This window comes from Chromobacterium sp. LK1, assembly GCF_001043555.1.
Lineage (GTDB): Bacteria > Pseudomonadota > Gammaproteobacteria > Burkholderiales > Chromobacteriaceae > Chromobacterium > Chromobacterium aquaticum.
The window spans coordinates 37,663-58,742 of sequence record NZ_LDUI01000009.1; the positions used below are offsets into that span (position 1 = coordinate 37,663).

Consider the following 21,080-nt stretch of genomic DNA (forward strand, 5'->3'; position numbering starts at 1 on the left):
GGCCGCGCCATCGCCCTTGTTGCGTTGGCGCTGAGAATATTCTGATTTTCCGCAAACTCGTCTGTACGAGTGTTGACGCAACTTATCTGTACGAGTTAGGGTGCCGTCATGGTCGGCGCGCTTGCCAAAATCGGCGCCGGACTCGATAACAGGCGCTGCGGCACCGCCGCAGACCGGGAGACGCAGGGATTAAACAGATGAGCCACGATTACCACAGCATCGCCGCGCGGATACTCGCCGCGGTGGGCGGCCGCGACAACCTCCAGCAGGCCGCGCATTGCATTACCCGGCTGCGGCTGTCCTTGAAGGACGACAGCCGGGTGGACCTGGAGGCCTTGCGCCAGGTGGACTTGATCAAGGGACAGTTCAGCCATGGTGGCGTGTTCCAGATCGTGATCGGCTCCGGCGATGTGGACCGGGTGTATCAATCTTTGATCGAGCTGGCGGCGCTGCAGCGCGCCACCGTGGCCGAGGTCAAGGCCAGCGGCGATCAGAAGCAGGGCCGGCTGCAACAGCTGGTCAAGGTGTTCTCCGATGTGTTCATGCCCATCCTGCCCGCCATCATCGTGGCCGGCCTGCTGATGGGCTTGAACAATCTGCTGGGCGCCAAGGGCATGTTCATCGAAGGCAAGAGCCTGCTGGATGCCTATCCGGGCCTGAGCGGGGTGTGGGGATTGTTGAATATGATGGCCAACACCTCCTTCGTGTTCCTGCCGGCGCTGGTGGGCTGGTCGGCGGCCAAGCGCTTCGGCGGCAGCGAGGTGCTGGGCATCGTGCTGGGCCTGCTGCTGGTGCATCCGGACCTGCTCAACGCCTGGAACTACGGCCAGGCCGCCGCTGGCCTGGGCGGCGCCAGCGTGCCGTATTTCGACGTGCTGGGCTGGTTCCGCGTCGAGAAGGTGGGCTATCAGGGCCAGATCCTGCCCATCCTGGCCGCCACCTGGGTGATGTGCCGGGTGGAGCTGTGGCTGCGGCCGCGGGTGCCCAACGCCATCCAGCTGCTGGTGGTGCCCATCGTCACCATCGTGATCAGCGGCGCGCTGGCGCTGGCGGTGATCGGCCCTGTGGCGCGCCATCTGGGCATCGCCATCACCGATGGCCTGGTCTATGTGTTCAACCTGGCGCCGCTGCTGGGCGCGATGCTGTTCGGCGCTCTGTACGCGCCGCTGGTGTTGACCGGCATGCACCATATGTTCATCGCGGTGGATCTGCAATTGATCGCCAATCAGGGCGGCACCTTCATCTGGCCGATGATCGCGCTGTCCAATATCGCCCAGGGCAGCGCCGCGCTGGCGATGTTCTGGCAGGCGCGCACCGCCAATGAGCAGAATATGGCGTCGACCTCGGCGGTTTCCGCCTTCTTCGGCATCACCGAGCCGGCGATGTTCGGCGTCAATCTGCGTTACAAGCTGCCGTTCTACGCGGCGCTGGCCGGCTCGGCGCTGGCGGCGGCCACCATCACCCTCAGCCATGTGCGCGCGTCGGCGATAGGGGTGGGAGGCTTGCCGGCCTTCATTTCCATCATTCCGCAGCAGATACCGATGTTCCTGGTCGGCACCGTGGTGGCCCTGGTAGCGCCGTTCGCGCTGACATGGGCGCTGGCGCGCCGCCAGCCGCATGCGGTGCTGAGCGAGAAAGCCCTGTGATGAACAAGAATTTGAAATCCGCGGTGGTGTATCAGATCTATCCCAAGAGTTTCCACAGCCATGGCGGCGGTGCCACCGGTGACCTGCTGGGCGTCGCCGACAAGCTGGACTACCTGGCCTGGCTGGGGGTGGACTATCTGTGGCTGACGCCGTTCTACCGCTCGCCGCAGCACGACAACGGCTATGACGTCAGCGACTACTATTCCATCGATCCCGCCTACGGCAGCATGGCCGACTTCGAACTATTGCTGGCCGAGGCGCGGCTGCGCGGCATCGGCGTGATGCTGGACATCGTGGTCAATCACACTTCCACCGATCATCCGTGGTTCCGTCAGGCCTTGCAGGGCCGGGATAATCCCTACCGCGATTTTTACATCTGGCGCGACCAGCCCAATAACTGGGGCTCCAAGTTCGGCGGCTCGGCTTGGGAGCTGGACCCGGCCAGCGGCCAGTATTATCTGCACCTGTTCGATAAGACTCAGGCGGACCTGAATTGGGACAATCCGGAGGTGCGGCGGGCGGTGTTCGAAATGATGAATTTCTGGGCGGACAAGGGCGTGGCCGGCTTCCGGCTGGACGTGATCAATCTGATCTCCAAGGACCCGGCTTTCTCCGAGGACGATAGCGACGGTCGCCATTTCTACACCGACGGCCCGCGCGTGCACGAATATCTGCAGCAGATGCACCGCGAAGTCTTCGCCGGCCGCGATTTGATGACGGTGGGCGAGATGTCGTCCACCTCGCTGGAACACTGCGTCGCCTATTCGCACCCCGAGCGGCGCGAGTTGTCGATGACCTTCAACTTCCATCATCTGAAAGTGGACTACCCTGGCGGCGAGAAGTGGCGCGCGGCGCGTTTCGATTTCATCGCGCTCAAGCGCATCCTCTCTGATTGGCAGAGCGGCATGCACGCCGGCGGCGGCTGGAACGCGCTGTTCTGGTGCAATCACGATCAGCCGCGGGTGGTGTCGCGCTTTGGCGACGACGGCCGCTACCGCGTGGAGTCCGCCAAGATGCTGGCCACCGCGCTGCATGCCTTGCAGGGCACGCCCTATATCTACCAGGGCGAGGAGATCGGCATGGCCAACCCTGGCTTCGCCGACATCGACGCCTACCGCGACGTGGAAACGCGCAATGCCTACCATCGGCTGCGCGCCGGTGGCCTGGGCGAGGCCGAGACGATGGCTGCGATCCGGCAGAAATCGCGCGACAACTCGCGCACGCCCATGCAATGGGACGACAGCCGCCACGCTGGCTTCTCGCGTGGCGTGCCGTGGATAGGACTGGCGCCGGACGCGGCGACGGTCAACGTCGCCGCCGCGCGCCGCGACCCGGACTCGGTGCTGCATCACTATCGGCGCCTGATCGCGCTGCGCAAGCGCTACCCGGTGTTCCGCGATGGGGATTACCGCTGCCTGACGCCGGACGATCCGGCGCTGTGGGTCTACGCGCGCGCGGTGGAGCAGGAAAAACTGCTGGTGATCTGCAATTTCAGCGCCGAGGAGCGCGACTACTCGCCGCCGGCCGAATACCTGACGGCAGATCATGGCTGGCAGCTGCTGTGCGCCAATTACGCCGACGCGGCGGCGAACCCGGCCCGGGCGCGCCTGCGGCCTTACGAATCCTTGCTCTACCGCGCCGAATTGTTCTGAGAACTGTGCTGATCCGTGGGCTCCGGCCCGCTTGCGGCCTGCCGGCATTCCCGGCCGGTAGGCCACGCTTTGCCCAAAACACAAGGGAAATGGAGAGAGATGCAATGACGCGATTCACATCCCGCGGCCTAGTCCTGCTGGGCTTGGCCGTTCCCTTGCTGGCGGCCCCCGCCGCCCAGGCGCTGGATTTCCACGGCTATCTCCGCCTCGGCGCCGGCGGCGCCGACAGCGGCGGCAAGCAGAGCTGCTTCCAACTGGCCGGCGCCGAAACCAAGTACCGGCTTGGCAATGAGTGCGAGCAGTACGCCGAGCTGGAGCTGGGCCAGCAGCTGTTCCAGGCCGAAAACGGCAGCAAGATCAGCGTGGTGGGCATGGCCAGCTTGTACAATAGTTATGGCCGCGCGCCGACCTTCCAGGGCGACAACGGCAATGTCCGCTTGCCGCAGGCCTATGCCAAATGGAGCGATATCCCACAGTTGAACGGGGCCACGCTGTGGGCCGGCCGCCGCTATTACAAGCGCCACGACGTGCATATCGCCGATTTCTATTTCTGGAACCCCAGCGGCACCGGCTTCGGCCTGGAGGACTACCGCCTGGGCGGCGATCTCAAGCTCAGCTACGCCTTCTCGCGCAACGACAACTGGGGGCAGGAGGACCAGGCCAATAAGCACGATCTGCAACTGGGTGGCATCGCCGTCAATCCCGGCGGCGAATTGAGCCTGGGCCTCAGCTACATCCAGCGCGCCGGCCAGGTGGCGGACGCGCACAGTGGCTGGTCGCTGAGCGCGCTGCATGAGCAAAAAGGCGTGCTGGGCGGCCGCAATCTGTTTGCGCTGCAATATGGCGTCGGGCCGGGAACCGGCCTGGGCGGCACCGGCGGCCTCGTCAGCGATAGCGGCACACGCCGCAGCCGGCTGGTGGAAGCGCTGGACTGGCAAGCGACGCGGGAATTCGGCGGCCAGCTGATGCTGGCCTGGCAGCGCGACGCGCGGCCGGACGGCGGGCAGACCTGGTGGTCGGCCGGCGCGCGCCCGGCCTATGCCTTTGGCGAGCGCTTCAAACTGCTCGCCGAGCTGGGCGTGGACCGGGTCAAGGCCGCCGATGGCCAGGTCCGCACCTTGAGCAAATTCACCATCGCGCCGACGCTGGCCTTGGATAAGGCGTTCTGGAGTCGGCCGGAACTGCGTTTCTACTATACCTATGCGCGCTGGAACCGCGCCGCCCAGCAAGCGGCCGTGCCCGGCTCGGCGCTGGCCGGAGATGGCGCCTTTGGGGGCGCGCTCAGCGGTTCCAGCTTCGGCGTGCAGTTGGAACATTGGTGGTGAGCGGCGTGTGAGCGCAGCGGGCACAGGCATTCAAATTTTTTGAATGTCTCGCCCGGATAATTGATCTGTCGATCCTGTCCGGCGGCTGTTAGATTGGCCTGTCTGACGCTAGACGGGAGGGACTATGCCGGACATCGATGCCTTGTTTCGAGCCCGTATCGGCTGGGACGCGCGGCGCCCCTTGCAGTTCGACGAGATCGACGCCCTATTGCGCGAAGTGGCGCTGAGCCTGCCGTTCGAAAACTTGAAGTTGTTCGACGGCGAGCCGGAGGCGCTCAGCGAGCGAGCGCTGTTGGAGAAAATCGCGCTGCGCGACGAAGGCGGCCTGTGCTACGAGCTCAATCCCTTGCTCTATCTATTCCTGCGCCGCAACGGCCTGGAAGCCAGCCTGATCCGCGCCACGGTGTTCGATGAAGACAAGCAGGACTGGTTGCCGCTGGTCGGCACTCACGTCGCCATCCTGCTGTGGCATCAGGAGCAGGGCTATCTGCTCGATTGCGGTTTCGGCCTCAAACAGCCTATGCGCATGGTGCCCTTGTGCGGCGAGGCCGTGGTGTCCGCCAACGGCGCCTACCGGGTGGCGTGGCCGGCCGGCGCCGGCTTCGCGCAGCTGGAACGGCGGCCGGCGGCCGAGGAGCGCTGGCAGATCGCCTACGGCTTCGATCTGGACGACGAGATTGCCGATTGCGGCGCACTGAGCGAGATCCAGCGCCGCATCGCCGAGGACCCGCGCTCGCCGTTCAACAAGAGCCGGCTAATGGTGCTGCTGACCGCCGAAGGCAGCCGAGTGCTGACCGAGGAGACCTTGACCGAGACGCGGAACGGCAAGCAATGCCGGCTGGCCTTGCGGCCAGGGGAGTTCGAGGTGTTCCGCCGCCTGTTCGTCCGCCGCTTCGTCCCCATCTCCATGGCCTGAAGCCGGGGGCTTGCCGTCCCCGCCCGGATGGGTACACTGGGCGCTGGTCCACTCTCAAGAGAGCTTAGCCGCCATGTCCGCCCTGTTACGCGCTGCTCGTCGTTTCGCCCCTGCCCGCATGCTGCTGGTCCGCCCGCGACTGGTGGGCGCCGCCGTTGTCGGCCTGCTGGCCCTGCAGGCATTGCCGTGGTTGATGCCGCTGCAGGATATCACTCGCTACATCGTGGCGTGGAATGTCGGCGTGCTGCTTTATCTGGCCTTGGTGGGCTGGATGATGTTCAGCGGGGGCAGGCAGCAGATCCGGCACTGGGCCAAGCTGGAAGACGAGGGGCAGGCGCTGGTGATGACGCTGGTGATACTGGCGGCGCTGGCCAGCCTGGCCGCCATCGTGATGGAGCTGGCGGTGGTGAAGGACCTGCACGGCTGGCGCCGCGGCGGCCACATTCTGCTGGCCATCCTGACCATCTTTTCTTCCTGGGCCTTCATCCACGTGATGTTCGCGCTGCATTATGCGCGCAGCTATTACGCCTCCCATGCGCGCGGCCTGCCGCCGGGCCTGGAGTTTCCCGGCAAGGAAGAGCCGGATTACGGCGATTTCCTCTATTTCGCCTGCATCATCGGCACCTCCGGCCAGACCGCCGATGTCAGCTACACCACCAGCGCGCTACGCAAGGTGGGCACGCTGCATTGCGTACTGTCCTTTTTCTTCAACGCCACGGTGCTGGCCTTGATGATCAATATCGCCGCCGGCCTGATTTGAAGCCGGCGCGCAGCGAGACCTCATGTTGAATGTCGTGAAATTATTGTTGTTGTTCGGTCTGACCGCGGTGGCGGAAATCGTCGGCTGTTACTTGCCCTGGTTGTGGCTGCGCAAGGAGGGGCCGTGGTGGCTGTTGTTGCCGGCGGCGCTGGCCTTGATGCTGTTTGTCTGGCTGCTCAGCCTGCATCCGGCGGCGGCGGGCCGGGTCTATGCCGCTTACGGCGGCGTCTATGTGGCGGTGGCCTTGTTGTGGTTGTGGCTGGTGGACGGCATGCGGCCCAGCGCCTGGGATATCGCCGGCGCGGCGGTGGCCTTGTGCGGGATGGCCATCATCATGCTGGCGCCGCGGCCGGTCTGAGAACCTGTTCAAAGTCTGCTGCGCTTCGGCGATACGGCGTTGAAAACCGCTTCGAAATGCTCATGTACCGAATGTACACTCCGCTTTCTCAGCCGTTTTCGCCTTGTCTCGCTCTTGCTCGCGAGACTTTGAACAGACTCTGAGAGCGGATTGCCGATCCAGCGCGCGGCGAAGTGACATGAAGAAACCGGGCCTAAGCCCGGTTTTTCTTGACGGCTGCGCGATTCAAGCGGCCGGCGGCAGGGTGTCGGCGAAGGACGGCCGCGTCATCAGCCGTTCCAGCAGGCTGGCCAGATTGGGGTGGCTGTCGCGCCAGTCTATTTCCGGGAAGCGGAAGTCCAGATAGCCCAGGCAGGCGCCGACGGCGATGTCGGCCAGGCTGTAGCCGACGCCGTTGCACCACTGGCGGTCGGCCAGGTCGGCGGCGAGCGCGGCCAGGCCGCGATCAATCTTGCCGCGCTGGCGCGCGATCACCTCGGGCATCTGTTTGTCGTCCGGGCGGCGTTTTTCCAGCACGATGGCCACCGCGGCATCGACGATGCCGTCGGCCAACGCCTCCCAGCGCCGGGTGGCGATCAGCAGGCGGTTTTCCTGCGGCAGGATGCGCGACACCGGTGAGATATTGTCCAGATACTCGGCGATGACGCGCGAGTCGTACAGCGTCGAGCCGTCATCCAGTTCCAGAACCGGCACCTTGCCCAGAGGATTGTAGTCGCCGACGCGGGTATCCGCGTTCCACGGCACGTCCTCCTCAAGCGGGCAGTCTATTTTCTTTTCGGCCAGCACGATGCGCACCTTACGGGCGTAGGGGCTGGTCAAGGAGACGATGAGTTTCATGTTTCGGATCGATCTGGATGATGGCAGGCGAAGTGCTCGCCGGATGCGATCCGGCGAGCGACTACTTTAGCGCAATGCCGAGGCGGCTGGAAGGCTTACTTCAACTCCACCTTGCCGCTGACTTGCAGCTGCAGTTGGGACTGTCCAGGCTGCAGATCGGGCTGCGCCACTTCCGCGTTGGCGTCCATGGCGGCGGCCTTCATCATCATCGGCGGACGGAAGATGGGTGATTGGCTGCCAATGTCCAATTCTTTGATATTGCTAACATTTTTTCCGATTGCCTTGGCGGCGATCTTGGCCTGGGATTCCAGGTTGGCGATGGCTTCCGGCAGCATGCTTTGCTCGGCTTCCTTGCGCGCCTGATCGGACACGCTGAATTGCAGACCCTGCAGCAGCAGATTCTGTTGCAGTTTGGCCATCAATTCCGCGGCCTGGGCGAAGTCGCGGCTCTTCAGCTGGATTTCCACCCGGCCTTGCCAGCTTTGGATCTTGCCGTTCTTGTCGTAATTGGGCCAGGTGTTGTAGCCGCCGCTGGACAGCTGCACCTTGGCGTAATTGCGGCCTAGCGCGATGCCTTGGGCGGCGGCCTTGTTAAGCCTATCGGCCAGCACCGCCGGCTGGGTGTTGCTCATTTGCTGGTAGAAGGTGGCGCTGATTTGATCATTGGCCACTTCGCGCTGCGCGCTGGCTGACAGATTGAGCTGGGTGCTCTCGGCCAGCGCCGGGGCGGCGCTGACGGCGAACAGGGTTCCAAGGCTGGCAAGCAAGAGAGTTGGTTTGTTCATGTGTTCATTCCCATGAAATTGTTGTCTTGATCGGAAAAGTCCGATTTGCAGTGTGTAGGCCCATCATGCCCGAGAAAAGTTTCCGACGGCATACTACCCTTCGGCCAGTTCTATCCGGTTGCGGCCATTGCGTTTGGCCTGGTACAGCCGGCTGTCCGCCGCCAGGAACAAGCTGGACAGGCTGTCGTAGGGCTGCTGGCTGGTGCTGGCGATGCCTATGCTGGCGCTGATGCGCAGCGGCGCCGCCGCGGCCGAGGGCTGCGGGCTCAGTTCGGCGATCGCGTGCATGATGCGCTGCGCGGCTTCGTGAGCGGCGTGCAGGCCAGTGCGCGGCAGCAGCATCACGAATTCCTCGCCGCCGTAGCGGCCGACGATATCGTCGGCGCGCGCCTGGCGGCGCAGGCAGTCCGCCAATTGCCGCAGCACCAGGTCGCCGCTTTGATGGCCGTAGCGGTCGTTGATGCTTTTGAAGTGGTCCACGTCCAAGAGCAGCAGCGCCAGCGGCTTGCGCTCGCGCCAGGAGCGCCGGTAGGCGGCCTCGGCCAGTTCGCGAAAGCCGCGCTGATTGAGCAGATTGGTCAGGCCGTCGTGGCTGGCCTGGTGCTGAGTATGCTCCAGCGCGCGCTCGTAGCAGATGTACAGCGCGCACAGGATGAAGCTGAAGCTGAGCCAGTGCATGCCCAGCGAGCTGAACATGGAGAAGCGCATCGCGGCGGCGTCATAAACGGCGCCGGCCCAGCCGGCGTGGACGATGCGCGCCAGCGCCAGCAAGGCGTAAAGCAGGCAGACCGCCAGCGCCATCTTGCGGCCGGCGCCGGCGATGCGCGAATGGCCGGGCCACAGCTCGCGCGCGGTCAGCAACCAGGCGATCAGGTAGACCAAGCAGACCGCGGTGGTGCGCTGTCCCATATCGGCCGGGCCGGCCTGCAGATAGGCGGCCATGCCGGCGGCCACCAGCAGCAGGCTTTGCCAGACGCGCGGATTTTTGCCGTTGAGCTGACGGATGCCGCAGAGCGCGAGGGGATGGAATAGCATCCACAGTAGATTGTTGAACACCAGTTGCGGCCACGGCGGCAAGCCGATGGGCAAGAGACTGAACATGCCGCCCAGGCTGATGCAGCCGCCGGCGATGCCGAAATAGAGAAAGGCGCGCTCGCCGCGCTTGCGCAGCCAGAACATCGTGGTGACGGCGGTCAATACGATGCCGTAGCCGGTGGTGCTGAGCACGGTGGCCTGGAAGTCGAGGATGCTTTGCATGTAGGAGTCTGTTCAAAAGCCACCGCGCGACGGATGCGCGCGTGGGCGCAAGCCAGAGCTTGAACAGGCTCCGAGGCGGATGCGCTTTGCAGTGTGAATTATGACAAACGGCCCATCATAGGGCCGTTGTCCATGGGCTTCAATCCGCAAAGCTACGCAGCCAGCCTGACAAATCCCGACAATATGTCGTCGGGATTCCTGCCTGGCATCAAGCCAGGTATTCGTAACCGGGCAGCGTCAGGAACTCGACGAAATCGTCCGAGGTGGTCAGCAGGTCGAACATCGCGGCCGCGTCGTCGTATTGGCGGGTCCAGCGCGCGCCGTATTCGGCCTTGAGCTTGGCCACCTCCGCCGCGTGCAGTTGGCGGAACAGCTCGACGGTGACTTTGCGGCCGTCGTCCAGCACGCCCTTGGGGCTGCGTATCCATTGCCAGATCTGCGAACGGGAGATTTCGGCGGTGGCGGCGTCTTCCATCAGATTGTGGATGGGCACGCAGCCGTTGCCGGAAATCCAGGCGCCCAGGTACTGGATGCCGACGTTGATGTTCATCGCCAGTCCGGCCTCGGTGATCGGCGCATCCGGGCGGAAGTCCAGCAGTTCGGCGGCGCCGACCTGAACGTCCGGCCGCTGCTTGGCGATCTGGTTGGGCGCGTCGCCAAGCACCTTGCCGAAGGCCTCGGCGGCGATGGGCACCAGGCCGGGGTGGGCCACCCAGCCGCCGTCGTAGCCGTCGGCGGCGTCGCGTTCCTTGTCCGCGCGGACGCCGGCCAGCGCCTTCTCATTGGCCGCCGGATCGTTCTTGATCGGAATCAGCGCCGCCATGCCGCCTATCGCCGGTGCCGCGCGGTGGTGGCAGGTCTTCAGCAGCAGCAGGGCATAAGCGCGCATGAAGGGCACCGTCATGGTGATCTGGGCGCGGTTGGCCAGGCAGAAGTCGCGGTTCTGGCGGAATTTCTTGATGCAGCTGAAGATATAGTCCCAGCGGCCGGCGTTGAGGCCGGCGCTGTGCTCGCGCAATTCGTACAGGATCTCGTCCATTTCAAAGGCGGCGAGTATGGTTTCGATCAGCACCGTGGCCTTGATCGTGCCTTGCGGGATGGACAGCTCGTTCTGGGCGAACACGAACACCTCGTTCCACAAGCGCGCTTCCAGATGGCTTTCCATCTTGGGCAGATAGTAATAAGTGGCGCTGCCCACGCTGCGCAGATAGGCAATGTTGTGGAAGAAGGACAGGGCGAAGTCGAACAGCGCGCCGGAGACGATGTCGCCGTCCACCTTGACGTGCTTTTCCATCAAATGCCAGCCGCGCGGGCGCAGCAGCAGGGTGGCGGTGTCGGCGTTGAGCCGGTATTGCTTGCCGTCCGGGTTGGCGAAGGAGATGGTTTTGCGGTAGGCGTCGCGGACATTGATCTGACCGTTGATCTGGTTGTCCCAGCTCGGGCAGTTGGAGTCCTCGAAATCCGCCATGAAACTCTTGGCGCCGGAATTGAGCGCGTTGATCATCATCTTGCGGTCCACCGGGCCGGTGATTTCCACGCGGCGGTCCAGCAGGTCGTCCGGCAGCGGCGAGATCTTCCAGTCGCCGGCGCGGATGGCGGCGGTATCCGGCAGGAAGTCCGGCAGCTTGCCCGCGTCCAGCTCGTTCTGGCGCGCGGCGCGGGCGGCCATCAGCTCGCGGCGGCGCGGTTCGAAGTGGCGGTGCAGCTTGGCGACGAAGGCCAGCGCGTCGTGGCTGAGGATGTCGGCGTAGGCCGGGGTGAGCGTAGCGAGGATTTCCATCCCCTGGGGAAGCGTTGCTGCCATGGCGGGACTCCTTGAAGATTCGGGTGGCGCGGATGCGCCGGGACAGGCGCTCCCGCGTCCGGGCCTGGGACGGTGAAACGGGACCAGGCTAGTCTAGCTAGGCAAAGCGTAAAAAAAAATGCATATATAGACATATCATCTTTTACTTTTTGTTAGCTAATCGTGGGGCGGCTCGGATGTTGAAACAGTTGGAGACCTTTGTCGCGGTGGTGACGCAGGGCAGCTTGTCGGCGGCCGCGCGCCAGGAGGGGGTGGTGCCGGCCATCGTCGGCCGCCGCATCGACGCCCTGGAGGAGAGGCTGGGGGTCAAGCTCTTGACCCGCAGCACGCGCAGCCTGGCGCTGACCCAGGAGGGCGCGGCGTTTTACGAGGATTGCCAGCGCATCCTCGCCGATCTGGCGGACGCCGAGGCGGCGGTGGCTTCCGGCAGCGGCCGCGCGCGCGGCCATTTGCGGGTGTCGGCACCGGCCGGTTTCGGCCGCAAGCACGTGGCGCCGCATATCGCCGGCTTTCAATTACGCCATCCGGACGTCAAGGTGACGCTGGATCTGTCGGACCGGCTGGTGGACCTGCAGCGCGACCGCATCGATTGCGCGATTCGCATCTCGGACCTGGCCGATTCCTCGCTGGTGGCGATCCGGCTGGCGGAAAACCGCCGCGTGGTGGTGGCGGCGCCGGCCTATCTGGCGCGCCACGGCCTGCCGCGCCGGCTGGAGGACCTGGCTGAGCACAACTGCCTGTCCTTGGGCGAGAGCCAGAGCCGCGGCTGGGCGTTCCGCCGCGACGGCGAGGCGGTGAACCTGCGCGTCGGCGGCCGGCTGGAGTGTAACGACGGCGCGGTGCTGCATGACTGGGCGCTGCAGGGCCTGGGCCTGGCCTGGCGTTCGCTGTGGGAGGTGAAGGACGATCTGTCCGACGGCCGGCTGGTGACGGTGTTGGACGAATTCTCCACGCCGGACTATCCCGTGTGCGCGGTGGTGCCGCAGCGCCGCTTGCTGCCGGCGCGAGTGCGGCACTTCGTCGATTATTTACGGTCAGTCTATGCTGATGAGGCTTATTGGAATTGACATCATGAAATGGAAAAATTGGGGCGTCGCGGCCTTGTTGGCCGGCTTGGCGGCCGTTCCGGCCTGGGCCGGCGCGAGCACGGTGGGGCTGAGCTGCCTGCCATCGGCCGGCGCCGGCGTGGACATGCGCGAGTGGCTGCTGGACCGCTTGGTGTTGAAGGGGGCGGCGGTGGACGAGGCGCGGCCGCAATGGAAGCTGTGCTTCAAGCAAGGCCAGCAGCGCCAGGTGTATTGGCCGGCGGACGGCTGGTACGCCGGCGGCTGGCGCGATTGGCGCTACGGCGGCGGCATGTACTGGTCGCCGGACTATCAGGTGCGCACCGTGCGCACGCTGGCGCTGGAGGTGGTCAATAGCGCCGACGGCGCGGTGCTGTGGCAGGGCCAGCAGGAATTGGACGACGGCGACAACGGCCGTCAGCAATTGGAGAACGCCGCGCGCAAATTGATAGATTTGATGCCATTGCCATGATTTGTTTTGCGCTATGATGACATGCAGGGTTTGATAATGGCGGGCTATATGGGGTTTCCCGCATTGCCGACGGCCGGCCCTGCGGTACTATCGCATTCTTCCCCGGCATGAACTGCGTGGATCGGTGGCTTAAGCACCGCGCTCGACAATGGCAAGTCCTTGTTATGGCGTCTAATTTAAAGCCAGCGGCGGACAGGACAGCGGGGGAGAGGACACAACAGATCATACAGGCCCCATCCGAGTATGAAGCGCCCGCCGGGACAGCGGGCGCTTTGTCGTTGTACCGGACGGCCGTTACGGGACAGTGAAACAAATGAGTTTGATGCGCAAAAAGAGCGTCCAGGGAATGCTGGCTACCGCTCAGACCTCGCGTGGGCTTCGCAAGGAGCTTTCCGCTTTCGACCTTACCATGCTCGGCATCGGCGCCATCATCGGCACCGGCATCTTCGTGCTGACCGGCACCGGCGCCACGGTGGCCGGCCCCGGACTGGTGCTTTCCTTCGTGATCAGCGCCTTCGCCTGCGGTTTCGCCGCGCTGTGCTATGCCGAGTTCGCTTCCATGCTGCCGGTTTCCGGCTCCACTTACACCTATGCCTATGCGACGCTGGGCGAGATGATAGCCTGGATCATAGGCTGGGACTTGCTGCTGGAATATCTGCTGGCCTCGTCGGCGGTGTCGGTGGGCTGGTCCGGTTATTTCCAGAGCCTGCTGTCCGGCTTCGGCGTGACCCTGCCTGAATACCTGACCGCCGCCGCCGGCTCGCTGCCGGGCAAGCAGACGCTGTTCAATCTGCCGGCCTTCTGCGTGGCGATGGTGATCACCGCCTTGCTGGCCTTCGGCATCAAGGAATCCAAGCGCGTCAACAATGTGGTGGTGCTGATCAAGGTGGGCGTGGTGTTGCTGTTCATCGGCATCGGCGTGTGGCACGTCAAGCCGGTGAACTGGCAGCCGGCGCTGCCCTTCGGCTTCTCCGGCGTGTTCCACGGCGCCGCCATCGTGTTCTTCAGCTTCATCGGCTTCGACGCGGTGACCTGCGCCGCCGAGGAAGTGAAGAACCCGGCCAAGGACATCCCGCGCGGGGTGATCTGGTCGCTGGGCGTGTGCTCGCTGCTTTACGTGGTGGTGGCCGCCATCATGACCGGCATCGTGCCTTATATGCAGTTCGCCGGCGTAGACCATCCGGTGTCGCTGGCGCTGCAAGTGGCCAAGCTGGACTGGTTCGCCGGCTTTGTCGACCTGGGCGCCATTCTCGGCATGATGACGGTGATCCTGGTGATGACTTACGGCCAGACCCGCATCCTGTTCGCGATGTCGCGCGACGGCCTGCTGCCCAAGATCTTCTCCGAAGTGAATCCCAAGTACGGCACCCCGTACAAGGCCACTTGGCTGATCGGCACCATTATCGCCTTGCTGGCCGGCTTCGTGCCGCTGCACACCCTGGCCGAGCTGGTGAATATCGGCACCCTGGCCGCCTTCACCCTGATCGCCTTGTCGGTGATCGTGCTGCGCAAGCGCGAGCCCGATCTGCCGCGCAAATTCGTCTGCCCAGGCGTGCCCTACATCCCGACGCTGGCCATCTTGTGCTGCGGCTTCCTGATGACTCAGCTGTCGTTGCTGACCTGGTTGTGCTTCATGGCCTGGCTGCTGATCGGCCTGGTGGTGTACTTTGGCTATTCGCGGCGCAATTCGCTGTTGAACAACCCTGCTTAAAGGCAGAAAAGGACAAAGCCGGCATCCGCCGGCTTTTTTTGCGCCTGGCGTCGGCGGGCGGATAATGGCGGCATGGATAAATAAGGGGGAAGCGATGGAAGCGAAGACCGAATTGTCGGCATGGCAGGGCGACATCACCACGCTGGCGCTGGACGCCATCGTCAACGCCGCCAACACCAGCCTGTTGGGCGGCGGCGGCGTGGACGGCGCCATCCACCGCGCCGCCGGGCCGGAACTGCTGGCGGAATGCCGGAATTTGCACGGCTGCCGCGTCGGCGAGGCCAAGCTGACCGCCGGCCATCGACTGCCGGCACGGCATGTGATCCACACCGTGGGCCCGGTGTGGCAGGGCGGCGCCCACGGCGAGGCGGAGCTGCTGGCCGCCTGCTACCGCAACAGCCTGGAACTGGCGGCGCGTCATGGTTTGGACAGCATCGCCTTCCCGGCGATCAGTTGCGGCGTTTACGGCTATCCGCAGCGGCAGGCCGCCATCATCGCGGTGGACACGGTGCGCGCTTGGCTGGCGCGCGAGCCGCATGGCTTGCGGCGGGTGTTGCTGGTGGCTTTCGATGACGCGATGGCTGGCCGTTATCGGCAGTTGCTGGCCGGCGCTAGCTGACCTCGCCCTTGGACGGGCGCGGCAACTGTCCGCCGCAGTGCTTGCAGAAGCGCGCGTCCCAGTCGTGGCCCTCGGTGAAGCAGTGCGGACACAGCCGGGTGCCGGACACCGCCTCCGCTGTCTTGCTCTTGGCGCCGCTGCCGCGCGCGATTTCGGCGGTGACGATGCCGGTGGGCACCGCGATGATGCCGTAGCCGGTGATCATCACCACGCTGGCCAGCGCCTGGCCCAGCGGCGTCTTGGGCGTGATGTCGCCAAAGCCCACCGTGGTCAGGGTGACGATGGCCCAGTAAATGCTGACCGGGATGCTGGTGTAGCCGTGCTCCGGCCCTTCGATCACGAACATCAGCGTGCCCAGGATCACCACCAGCAGCACCACGGTGACCAGGAACACCGTGATCTTGCGGCGGCTGGCCAGCATTGCCCGTTTTAGCTCGCTGGCCTCGCCGATATAGCGCGTCAGCTTGAGGATGCGGAACATGCGCAGCAGCCGCAGGATGCGGATATCGGCCAGGAAGCGGCTCTCCGGGATGAACAATCCCAGATAGAGCGGCAGCACCGCCATCAAGTCGATGACGCCGAAGAAGCTTTTCACATAGCGCATCGGCTTGTGGATACAGATCAGCCGCAATGCGTATTCGATAGTGAACAGAATGGTGAAACACCAGTCTAGAATCTTGAGCTGGGCGCCCCAGGCGGCCTGTATGCTTTGCACGCTTTCCAGAATCACTGTCAGCACCGACAACAGGATGGCGATGATCAGCGCCAGGTCGAAGATGCGCCCCAGCCGGGTATCGGCCTCGTAAATGATGATGTAGAGCTTGCGGCGCCAGCCGGTGAGCGGGATCAGCGTTTCCTGTGTCGGCATAAGTGGGGAGTGGACCTCGGTCTGCGGGTGATGGGCACTGGTTTCAGTGTAGCGGTTTTGCCGTCGCGGCCATGGCGGTGCCAGGGCGCGGCCGGCTGAGACTGCCAAGTTTGCCGATTATAAGCAAACAATATTTAGCATCGCCGTACGGCTTGTTTATGATGCTGGGTAATATGGTTTTCTTCAAAACTGTCTGTGGAGAATAAAGATGCGAATTGCCAATGCAGTGACGGATTTGATCGGCAACACCCCGCTGGTGCGGCTGAACCGGGTGAGCGATGGTTGCGGCGCCACCGTGGTGGCCAAGCTGGAGTTCTTCAACCCGGCTCACAGCGTCAAGGACCGCATCGCGGTGGCGATGATAGACGCCGCCGAACAGGCCGGCAAGATCGGCCCGGACACCACCATCGTTGAACCCACTTCCGGCAATACCGGCATCGGTCTGGCCATGGTCTGCGCCGCGCGCGGCTACAAGCTGGTGATCACCATGCCGGAAACCATGAGCCGCGAACGCCGCCAGCTGCTGCGCGCCTATGGCGCCGAACTGATCCTGACCCCGGGCCCCGATGGCATGGGCGGCGCCATCGCCAAGGCGCGCGAGCTAGTGGAGCAGAATCCGGACAGCCATTTCATGCCGCAGCAGTTTGAGAACCCGGCCAACCCGGCCATCCACCGCAACACCACCGCCGAGGAAGTGTGGAACGACACCGACGGCCAGGTCGACATCTTCGTCGCCGGCGTCGGCACCGGCGGCACCATCACCGGTGTGGGCGAAGTGCTGAAGGCGCGCAAGCCCGGGGTGCAGATCGTGGCGGTGGAGCCGGACGCCTCGCCGGTGCTGTCCGGCGGCCCCAAGGGCCCGCACCCTATCCAGGGCATAGGCGCCGGCTTCGTGCCCGCCATCCTCAATACCGATATTTACGATGAAATCATCCGCGTGAAGAACGAGGACGCGATGGAAACCGCGCGCGCGGTGGCCGCGCGCGAAGGCTTGCTGGTGGGCATTTCCTCCGGCGCGGCGGTGTGGGCGGCGCTGGAACTGGCCAAGCGTTCGGAAAACGCCGGCAAGCTGATCGTGGTGGTGATTCCCTCCTTTGGCGAGCGTTATCTGTCCACGCCCTTGTTCCAACATCTGGCGGACTGAGTCCGGCCGCGTCCGCGAGCATCGACAGCCTGGCGGCTTTCTGCCAGGCTGTTTGTTTTTGTCGTTTCGCATCGAGGGGGAAATCATGGAGCAGTTGCAAGCCTTCCTGGCCCGGGCCGAAGCCATGCTGGCGCGCCTGGAGCCCTTGCTGCCGCCGGCGCGGCCGGAGCCGGATTGGAACGCATTGGCTTTCCGCTGGCAGCGCCAGGGCATGGCCGGCTGGCTGGAAGCGGTGGCGGAGCCGCACGCGCCGGAACTGGAACGGCTGACCCATATCGACGCCCAGCGCGCGCAGTTGCTGCGCAACACCCGCCAATTCGTCAAGGGCCGGCCGGCCAACAATGTGCTGCTCACCGGCGCGCGCGGCACCGGTAAATCCTCGCTGGTCAAGGCGCTGCTGCCGGAGTTCGCCGCCAAGGGCCTGCGCATCATCGAGGTGGACAAGGCGCAGCTGGGCGATCTGAACCGCATCGTCGAGATGGTGGCCGGACGCAAGGAGCGCTTCATCCTGTTCTGCGACGATTTGTCCTTCGAGCAGGGCGACGACGCCTACAAGGCGCTGAAGACCGCGCTGGACGGCGGCCTGGCACGCCGCGTCGACAATGTCTTGGTGTACGCGACGTCCAACCGCCGTCATCTGATGCCGGAGAAAATGAGCGAAAACCGCGAAGGTTGGGTGCAGGACGGTGAAATCCATCCGGGTGAGGCGATAGAGGAAAAGGTGTCGCTGTCTGATCGTTTCGGCTTGTGGCTGTCCTTCTATCCCTTCGATCAGGACGCCTACCTGGCGGCGGCGGCCGAGTGGCTGGCGCATTTCGGCCTGAAGCTGGACGCCGAGGCGGAAAAGGCCGCGCTGCACTGGAGCCATCTGCGCGGCAGCCGCTCCGGCCGTGTCGCCTGGCAGTTCGCCTGCGACTGGGCCGGACGCGGCGCCAAGGAGCGCAAAGCCTTATTGTGATTTCAAATAGCGCAGGCCCACGCTTTTGACCTGGCCGTCGGCGGCGGCGCGTATCACCATCTCCAGGCGATCCAGCCGCAATACGTCGCCGGCCACCAGTGGATAGCCGCAGGCGCGCTTGCAGTATTCGGCGATGCTGGCGGCGCGGTCGCGTTCGCTCAGATTCAGGCCGTAGCTGTCGGCCAGATCGGCCAGCCGCGCCTGGCCGGATACGGTGAAGTAACCGTAGTAAGGATCGTCGCCGGGTGGATGGAAGGCCTCGCCGGCGGTTTCCAGCGCCGGGCCGGGGCCGATCAGGCAGGCCCAGTCTCCGGCGCGCAGCGTCTGGCTGGCCGCCGGCTCCAGCGGCAACTCCTCGCGGTACAGCGCCGCCAGCCTCACTCCGGCGGGCAAGGCCAGTTCGCCGGCCAGTTGGCCTTCGGCCGGGCTATCGGCGCGCACCAGGCAGGAAGCGGCCTCGTAGCGGGCCTGCTGGCCGCTGACCACCGGCACCCGGTGCTCCACGTCTGGCCGCGCCGGCAATTTCAGCTTCAGCTTTTCCGCCAGCGGCGCGATGGTCCAGCCCTGGAACAGCAGCGACATCATCACCACGAAGAAAGCCACGTTGAAGAATAGCTGGCTATTGGGCAGCCCCGCCATCAGCGGGAAGATGGCCAGAATCACCGGCACCGCGCCGCGCAGGCCCACCCAGCTCATGAACAGCTTTTCCGCCTTGGGCACCGGGAAGGGCAGCATGCACAGCCATACCGCCAGCGGCCGCGCCACCAGCATCAGCACGATGGAGATCGCCAGCGCATAGGGCGCCACCGGCAGCAGATTGGACGGCGTGACCAGCAAGCCCAGCACCAGGAACATGGTGACCTGGGCCAGCCAGGCATAGCCGTCGTGGATATTCAATAGATTGGGCAGGTCCGCCACCCGGGCGTTACCCACCACGATGCCAGCCAGGTAGATGGCGAGGAAGCCGCTGCCGCCGGCCGCCGTGGTCAGGCTGAACAGCGCGCCGGCGGTGCCCAGGCTGAACAGCGCCAGCATCGCGCCGCGCGGACCCAGGCGTTGGAACAGCCAGACCATGGCCTTGCCGCCGCCCCAGCCGGCCAGCGCGCCCAGGCCCATTTGCTTGACGAACAGCCACAGCATGGCGGCGACGCCGGCGTCCTGACCCTGTTGGCCCAACACCCCGATCAGCGCCGAGGTCAGGAACACCGCCATCGGATCATTGCTGCCGGATTCGATTTCCAGCGCGCTGCCGACGCGGCGATTGATTTCCAGGCCGCGCCCGGACAGGAGGGCGAACACCGCGGCGGCGTCGGTGGAGCCGACGATGGCGCCGATCAGCAAGCCCTCCAGCCAGCTCAGCTTCAGCACCCAGGCGGCGAACAGGCCGGTTACCGCCGTGGTGATCAGCACCCCCAGCGTGGCTAGCACCCCGGCCGGTTTCAGGCTGATGCGGAAGCTGTCCTGGCGCGTGCGCAGGCCGCCGTCGAACAGAATCACCACCAGGGCGATGGTGCCGACCACATAGCTGAGCTGGTAATTGCTGAACACGATCTTGCCGGGGCCATCCTCGCCGGCCAGCATGCCCAGCGCGAGGAAGACCAGCAGCAGCGGCGCGCCGAAGCGGGAGGCGATCGAGGACACCACCAGGCTGGCGAGGAATACCAGCGAGCCGGCCAGGATGAGTGAGTTTAAGGTGTCCAAGTGCAAGCTCCTTCTGGCTGGATGGGGGAAGGTGATGACGAAATCGCTCAAGCCTGGCGGCGGAACGCGGACGGCCGTCCCTGTGCCGCGATGGGCGGCAAGGAATGACAATCGGGATAAATATGCAGATTTCGCAGGTTTACCGTGCTAATGGTAACACTTTGAGGCTTATCAGCCGCGCTTGAAACGGCCCATCCGTTAATTTTTGCAGTTTATTCGTGCTAGCTGATTTTATTTGGCTTGGTAATACTGCCAAATATATGACGAAGAATTTATTTGATGCAGAGTTTTGTGTATATTGTTTTTGCATTTTTTAATTGTTAATTAATGATAAGTAATTATCGGGAGGTGTGTATGACGGTACGTAAATTTGCGCTGCTGGTGGCGGGTCTGAGCGTTTCCTGGATGGCTTTTGCTTCCATGGCTCCTTGGTACCTATGGGAAAGCAAGTCCGACGGCCATCTGGTGTGCTCGCAATTCTCCTATGGACCGGGTTGGGTTTTGCTCAATAGCATTCCTTACAAAGACGCGGGCTGCCGCGTTCAAGGCCGCCCAGGCTGATCGGGGGCTGCTGCCGACGGCTCCGGCCCAGGGCAGAGCGCGCGATTCCGGGCGCAAGCAGGAGGACGGGGGCGCCGCGGCGCCCCTATTGCTGCGTGCTAGTCAAGAGGCTGCGTGCAGGGCATGACACCGCCTTCCAGGCAAAGTGGCAGGCGGCGCTTTATGCCAACAGTATGATTCGGTATATTGTCATGGCATTTTTCCGCCTGGCCACTCCATCTTGGCCGTGGTGTCCTTCACTTTGTCCTGAGGTATGCATGATGATTCGCAAAATTGTTCTGACCCTGGCGGCCTTGTCCTTCCCCCTGCTGACCTTGGCCGCGCCGGCGCCCTGGTATTTGTGGCAAAGCAAGGTGGACGGCAAGCTTGCTTGCTCGCAATTCTCCCTGGGACCGGGTTGGGTGCAGTTCAGCAACCAGCCTTACAAGGACGCGGGCTGCACCAAGCCGGGCCGTCCGGGCTGAGGTCTGAGGTCTAAGAGCCTGTTCAAAGTCTCTGAGTAGAGCAGAGTGTGAGAAAATATAGAGGTGAGAAAAAGCTACCCAAGCGATATCAGTCGCGAACAATTTGAAGTGATCAGACCACTTCTGGAAAGCGCGCGTAAGAGAACAAGTCCCCGTCGAGTGGACTTGTATGAGGTGT

General features: G+C 64.1%; 21 protein-coding genes. 15 read left to right on the forward strand and 6 right to left on the reverse strand.

The window, feature by feature from the left end; translation table 11 throughout:
* Positions 1-197 precede the first annotated feature (197 nt).
* The 6 genes from treP (at position 198) to VI26_RS05465 (ending at position 6,657) form a co-directional block, all read left to right on the forward strand.
* Positions 198-1,646: a PTS system trehalose-specific EIIBC component gene (gene treP, locus VI26_RS05440; RefSeq protein ID WP_048408743.1), complete on the forward strand. Its 1,449-nt coding sequence runs from the start codon at positions 198-200 to the stop codon at positions 1,644-1,646.
* A complete protein-coding gene (gene treC, locus VI26_RS05445; RefSeq protein ID WP_048408744.1) occupies positions 1,646-3,298 on the forward strand; it encodes an alpha,alpha-phosphotrehalase in 1,653 nt (550 codons plus the stop codon). Before treP ends, treC begins: the two co-directional genes overlap by 1 nt.
* A gap of 104 nt (positions 3,299-3,402) precedes the next feature.
* Positions 3,403-4,623, forward strand: a complete 1,221-nt coding sequence (locus VI26_RS05450) for a carbohydrate porin (RefSeq protein WP_197081391.1) — start codon at positions 3,403-3,405, stop codon at positions 4,621-4,623.
* A 124-nt stretch (positions 4,624-4,747) separates the two neighbouring features.
* Positions 4,748-5,539 (forward strand): arylamine N-acetyltransferase, encoded by a 792-nt coding sequence (locus tag VI26_RS05455; RefSeq protein WP_048408746.1) that lies wholly within the window; start codon positions 4,748-4,750, stop codon positions 5,537-5,539.
* Positions 5,540-5,612: 73 nt separating this feature from the next.
* A complete protein-coding gene (locus VI26_RS05460) occupies positions 5,613-6,299 on the forward strand; it encodes a DUF1345 domain-containing protein (RefSeq protein ID WP_048408747.1) in 687 nt (228 codons plus the stop codon).
* A gap of 22 nt (positions 6,300-6,321) precedes the next feature.
* Positions 6,322-6,657: a YnfA family protein gene (locus VI26_RS05465; RefSeq protein ID WP_048408748.1), complete on the forward strand. Its 336-nt coding sequence runs from the start codon at positions 6,322-6,324 to the stop codon at positions 6,655-6,657.
* Between the two features lie 225 nt (positions 6,658-6,882).
* Here VI26_RS05465 and VI26_RS05470 read toward each other — a convergent pair whose 3' ends face one another.
* The 4 genes from VI26_RS05470 to aceB form a co-directional block, all read right to left on the reverse strand.
* Positions 6,883-7,494 carry a glutathione S-transferase gene (locus tag VI26_RS05470; protein WP_048408749.1) on the reverse strand — a complete coding sequence of 204 codons (612 nt, stop codon included), beginning with the start codon at positions 7,492-7,494 and terminating at the stop codon, positions 6,883-6,885.
* Between the two features lie 95 nt (positions 7,495-7,589).
* The gene (locus tag VI26_RS05475) at positions 7,590-8,279 is read right to left on the reverse strand and encodes an SIMPL domain-containing protein (RefSeq protein WP_048408750.1); all 690 of its coding nucleotides are present in this window, start codon (positions 8,277-8,279) and stop codon (positions 7,590-7,592) included.
* A 93-nt stretch (positions 8,280-8,372) separates the two neighbouring features.
* Positions 8,373-9,536 carry a GGDEF domain-containing protein gene (locus tag VI26_RS23130; RefSeq protein WP_053074241.1) on the reverse strand — a complete coding sequence of 388 codons (1,164 nt, stop codon included), beginning with the start codon at positions 9,534-9,536 and terminating at the stop codon, positions 8,373-8,375.
* 208 nt (positions 9,537-9,744) lie between these two features.
* The gene (gene aceB, locus VI26_RS05485) at positions 9,745-11,340 is read right to left on the reverse strand and encodes a malate synthase A (protein ID WP_048408751.1); all 1,596 of its coding nucleotides are present in this window, start codon (positions 11,338-11,340) and stop codon (positions 9,745-9,747) included.
* A 176-nt stretch (positions 11,341-11,516) separates the two neighbouring features.
* On the opposite strand from aceB, the gene VI26_RS05490 reads away from it, so the two are divergent.
* The 4 genes from VI26_RS05490 to VI26_RS05505 all read left to right on the forward strand — a co-directional run bounded on the left by VI26_RS05490 (position 11,517) and on the right by VI26_RS05505 (position 15,206).
* On the forward strand, positions 11,517-12,407 hold the full coding sequence (locus VI26_RS05490) for a LysR family transcriptional regulator (RefSeq protein WP_048408752.1): 891 nt from the start codon (positions 11,517-11,519) through the stop codon (positions 12,405-12,407).
* Positions 12,408-12,411: 4 nt separating this feature from the next.
* Complete coding sequence (locus VI26_RS05495; RefSeq protein ID WP_048408753.1) at positions 12,412-12,876, forward strand: DUF4136 domain-containing protein; 465 nt, start codon at positions 12,412-12,414, stop codon at positions 12,874-12,876.
* A 346-nt stretch (positions 12,877-13,222) separates the two neighbouring features.
* Positions 13,223-14,587 carry an amino acid permease gene (locus tag VI26_RS05500; protein ID WP_269326035.1) on the forward strand — a complete coding sequence of 455 codons (1,365 nt, stop codon included), beginning with the start codon at positions 13,223-13,225 and terminating at the stop codon, positions 14,585-14,587.
* A gap of 94 nt (positions 14,588-14,681) precedes the next feature.
* Complete coding sequence (locus VI26_RS05505; protein WP_048408755.1) at positions 14,682-15,206, forward strand: O-acetyl-ADP-ribose deacetylase; 525 nt, start codon at positions 14,682-14,684, stop codon at positions 15,204-15,206.
* Here VI26_RS05505 and VI26_RS05510 read toward each other — a convergent pair.
* Positions 15,199-16,074, reverse strand: a complete 876-nt coding sequence (locus VI26_RS05510) for an ion transporter (RefSeq protein WP_048408756.1) — start codon at positions 16,072-16,074, stop codon at positions 15,199-15,201. The genes VI26_RS05505 and VI26_RS05510 overlap by 8 nt on opposite strands.
* A 208-nt stretch (positions 16,075-16,282) precedes the next feature.
* Between VI26_RS05510 and cysK the strand changes: the two genes are divergently transcribed.
* Both cysK and VI26_RS05520 read left to right on the forward strand, forming a co-directional pair.
* On the forward strand, positions 16,283-17,218 hold the full coding sequence (gene cysK, locus VI26_RS05515; RefSeq protein WP_048408757.1) for a cysteine synthase A: 936 nt from the start codon (positions 16,283-16,285) through the stop codon (positions 17,216-17,218).
* Positions 17,219-17,303: 85 nt separating this feature from the next.
* Positions 17,304-18,176 (forward strand): ATP-binding protein, encoded by an 873-nt coding sequence (locus tag VI26_RS05520; protein WP_048408758.1) that lies wholly within the window; start codon positions 17,304-17,306, stop codon positions 18,174-18,176.
* On the opposite strand, the gene VI26_RS05525 is transcribed toward VI26_RS05520, so the two are convergent.
* The gene (locus tag VI26_RS05525; protein ID WP_048408759.1) at positions 18,168-19,877 is read right to left on the reverse strand and encodes a potassium/proton antiporter; all 1,710 of its coding nucleotides are present in this window, start codon (positions 19,875-19,877) and stop codon (positions 18,168-18,170) included. The genes VI26_RS05520 and VI26_RS05525 overlap by 9 nt on opposite strands.
* A 354-nt stretch (positions 19,878-20,231) precedes the next feature.
* On the opposite strand from VI26_RS05525, the gene VI26_RS23635 reads away from it, so the two are divergent.
* From VI26_RS23635 to VI26_RS24320, 3 genes are all read left to right on the forward strand, one after another.
* Positions 20,232-20,438, forward strand: coding sequence for a hypothetical protein (locus tag VI26_RS23635; protein ID WP_082150899.1), 207 nt, complete (start codon positions 20,232-20,234; stop codon positions 20,436-20,438).
* 257 nt (positions 20,439-20,695) lie between these two features.
* Positions 20,696-20,902 carry a hypothetical protein gene (locus VI26_RS05530; protein ID WP_197081392.1) on the forward strand — a complete coding sequence of 69 codons (207 nt, stop codon included), beginning with the start codon at positions 20,696-20,698 and terminating at the stop codon, positions 20,900-20,902.
* A 63-nt stretch (positions 20,903-20,965) separates the two neighbouring features.
* A partial coding sequence (locus tag VI26_RS24320; RefSeq protein ID WP_369799192.1) for a transposase occupies positions 20,966-21,080 on the forward strand: 115 nt, incomplete at its 3' end.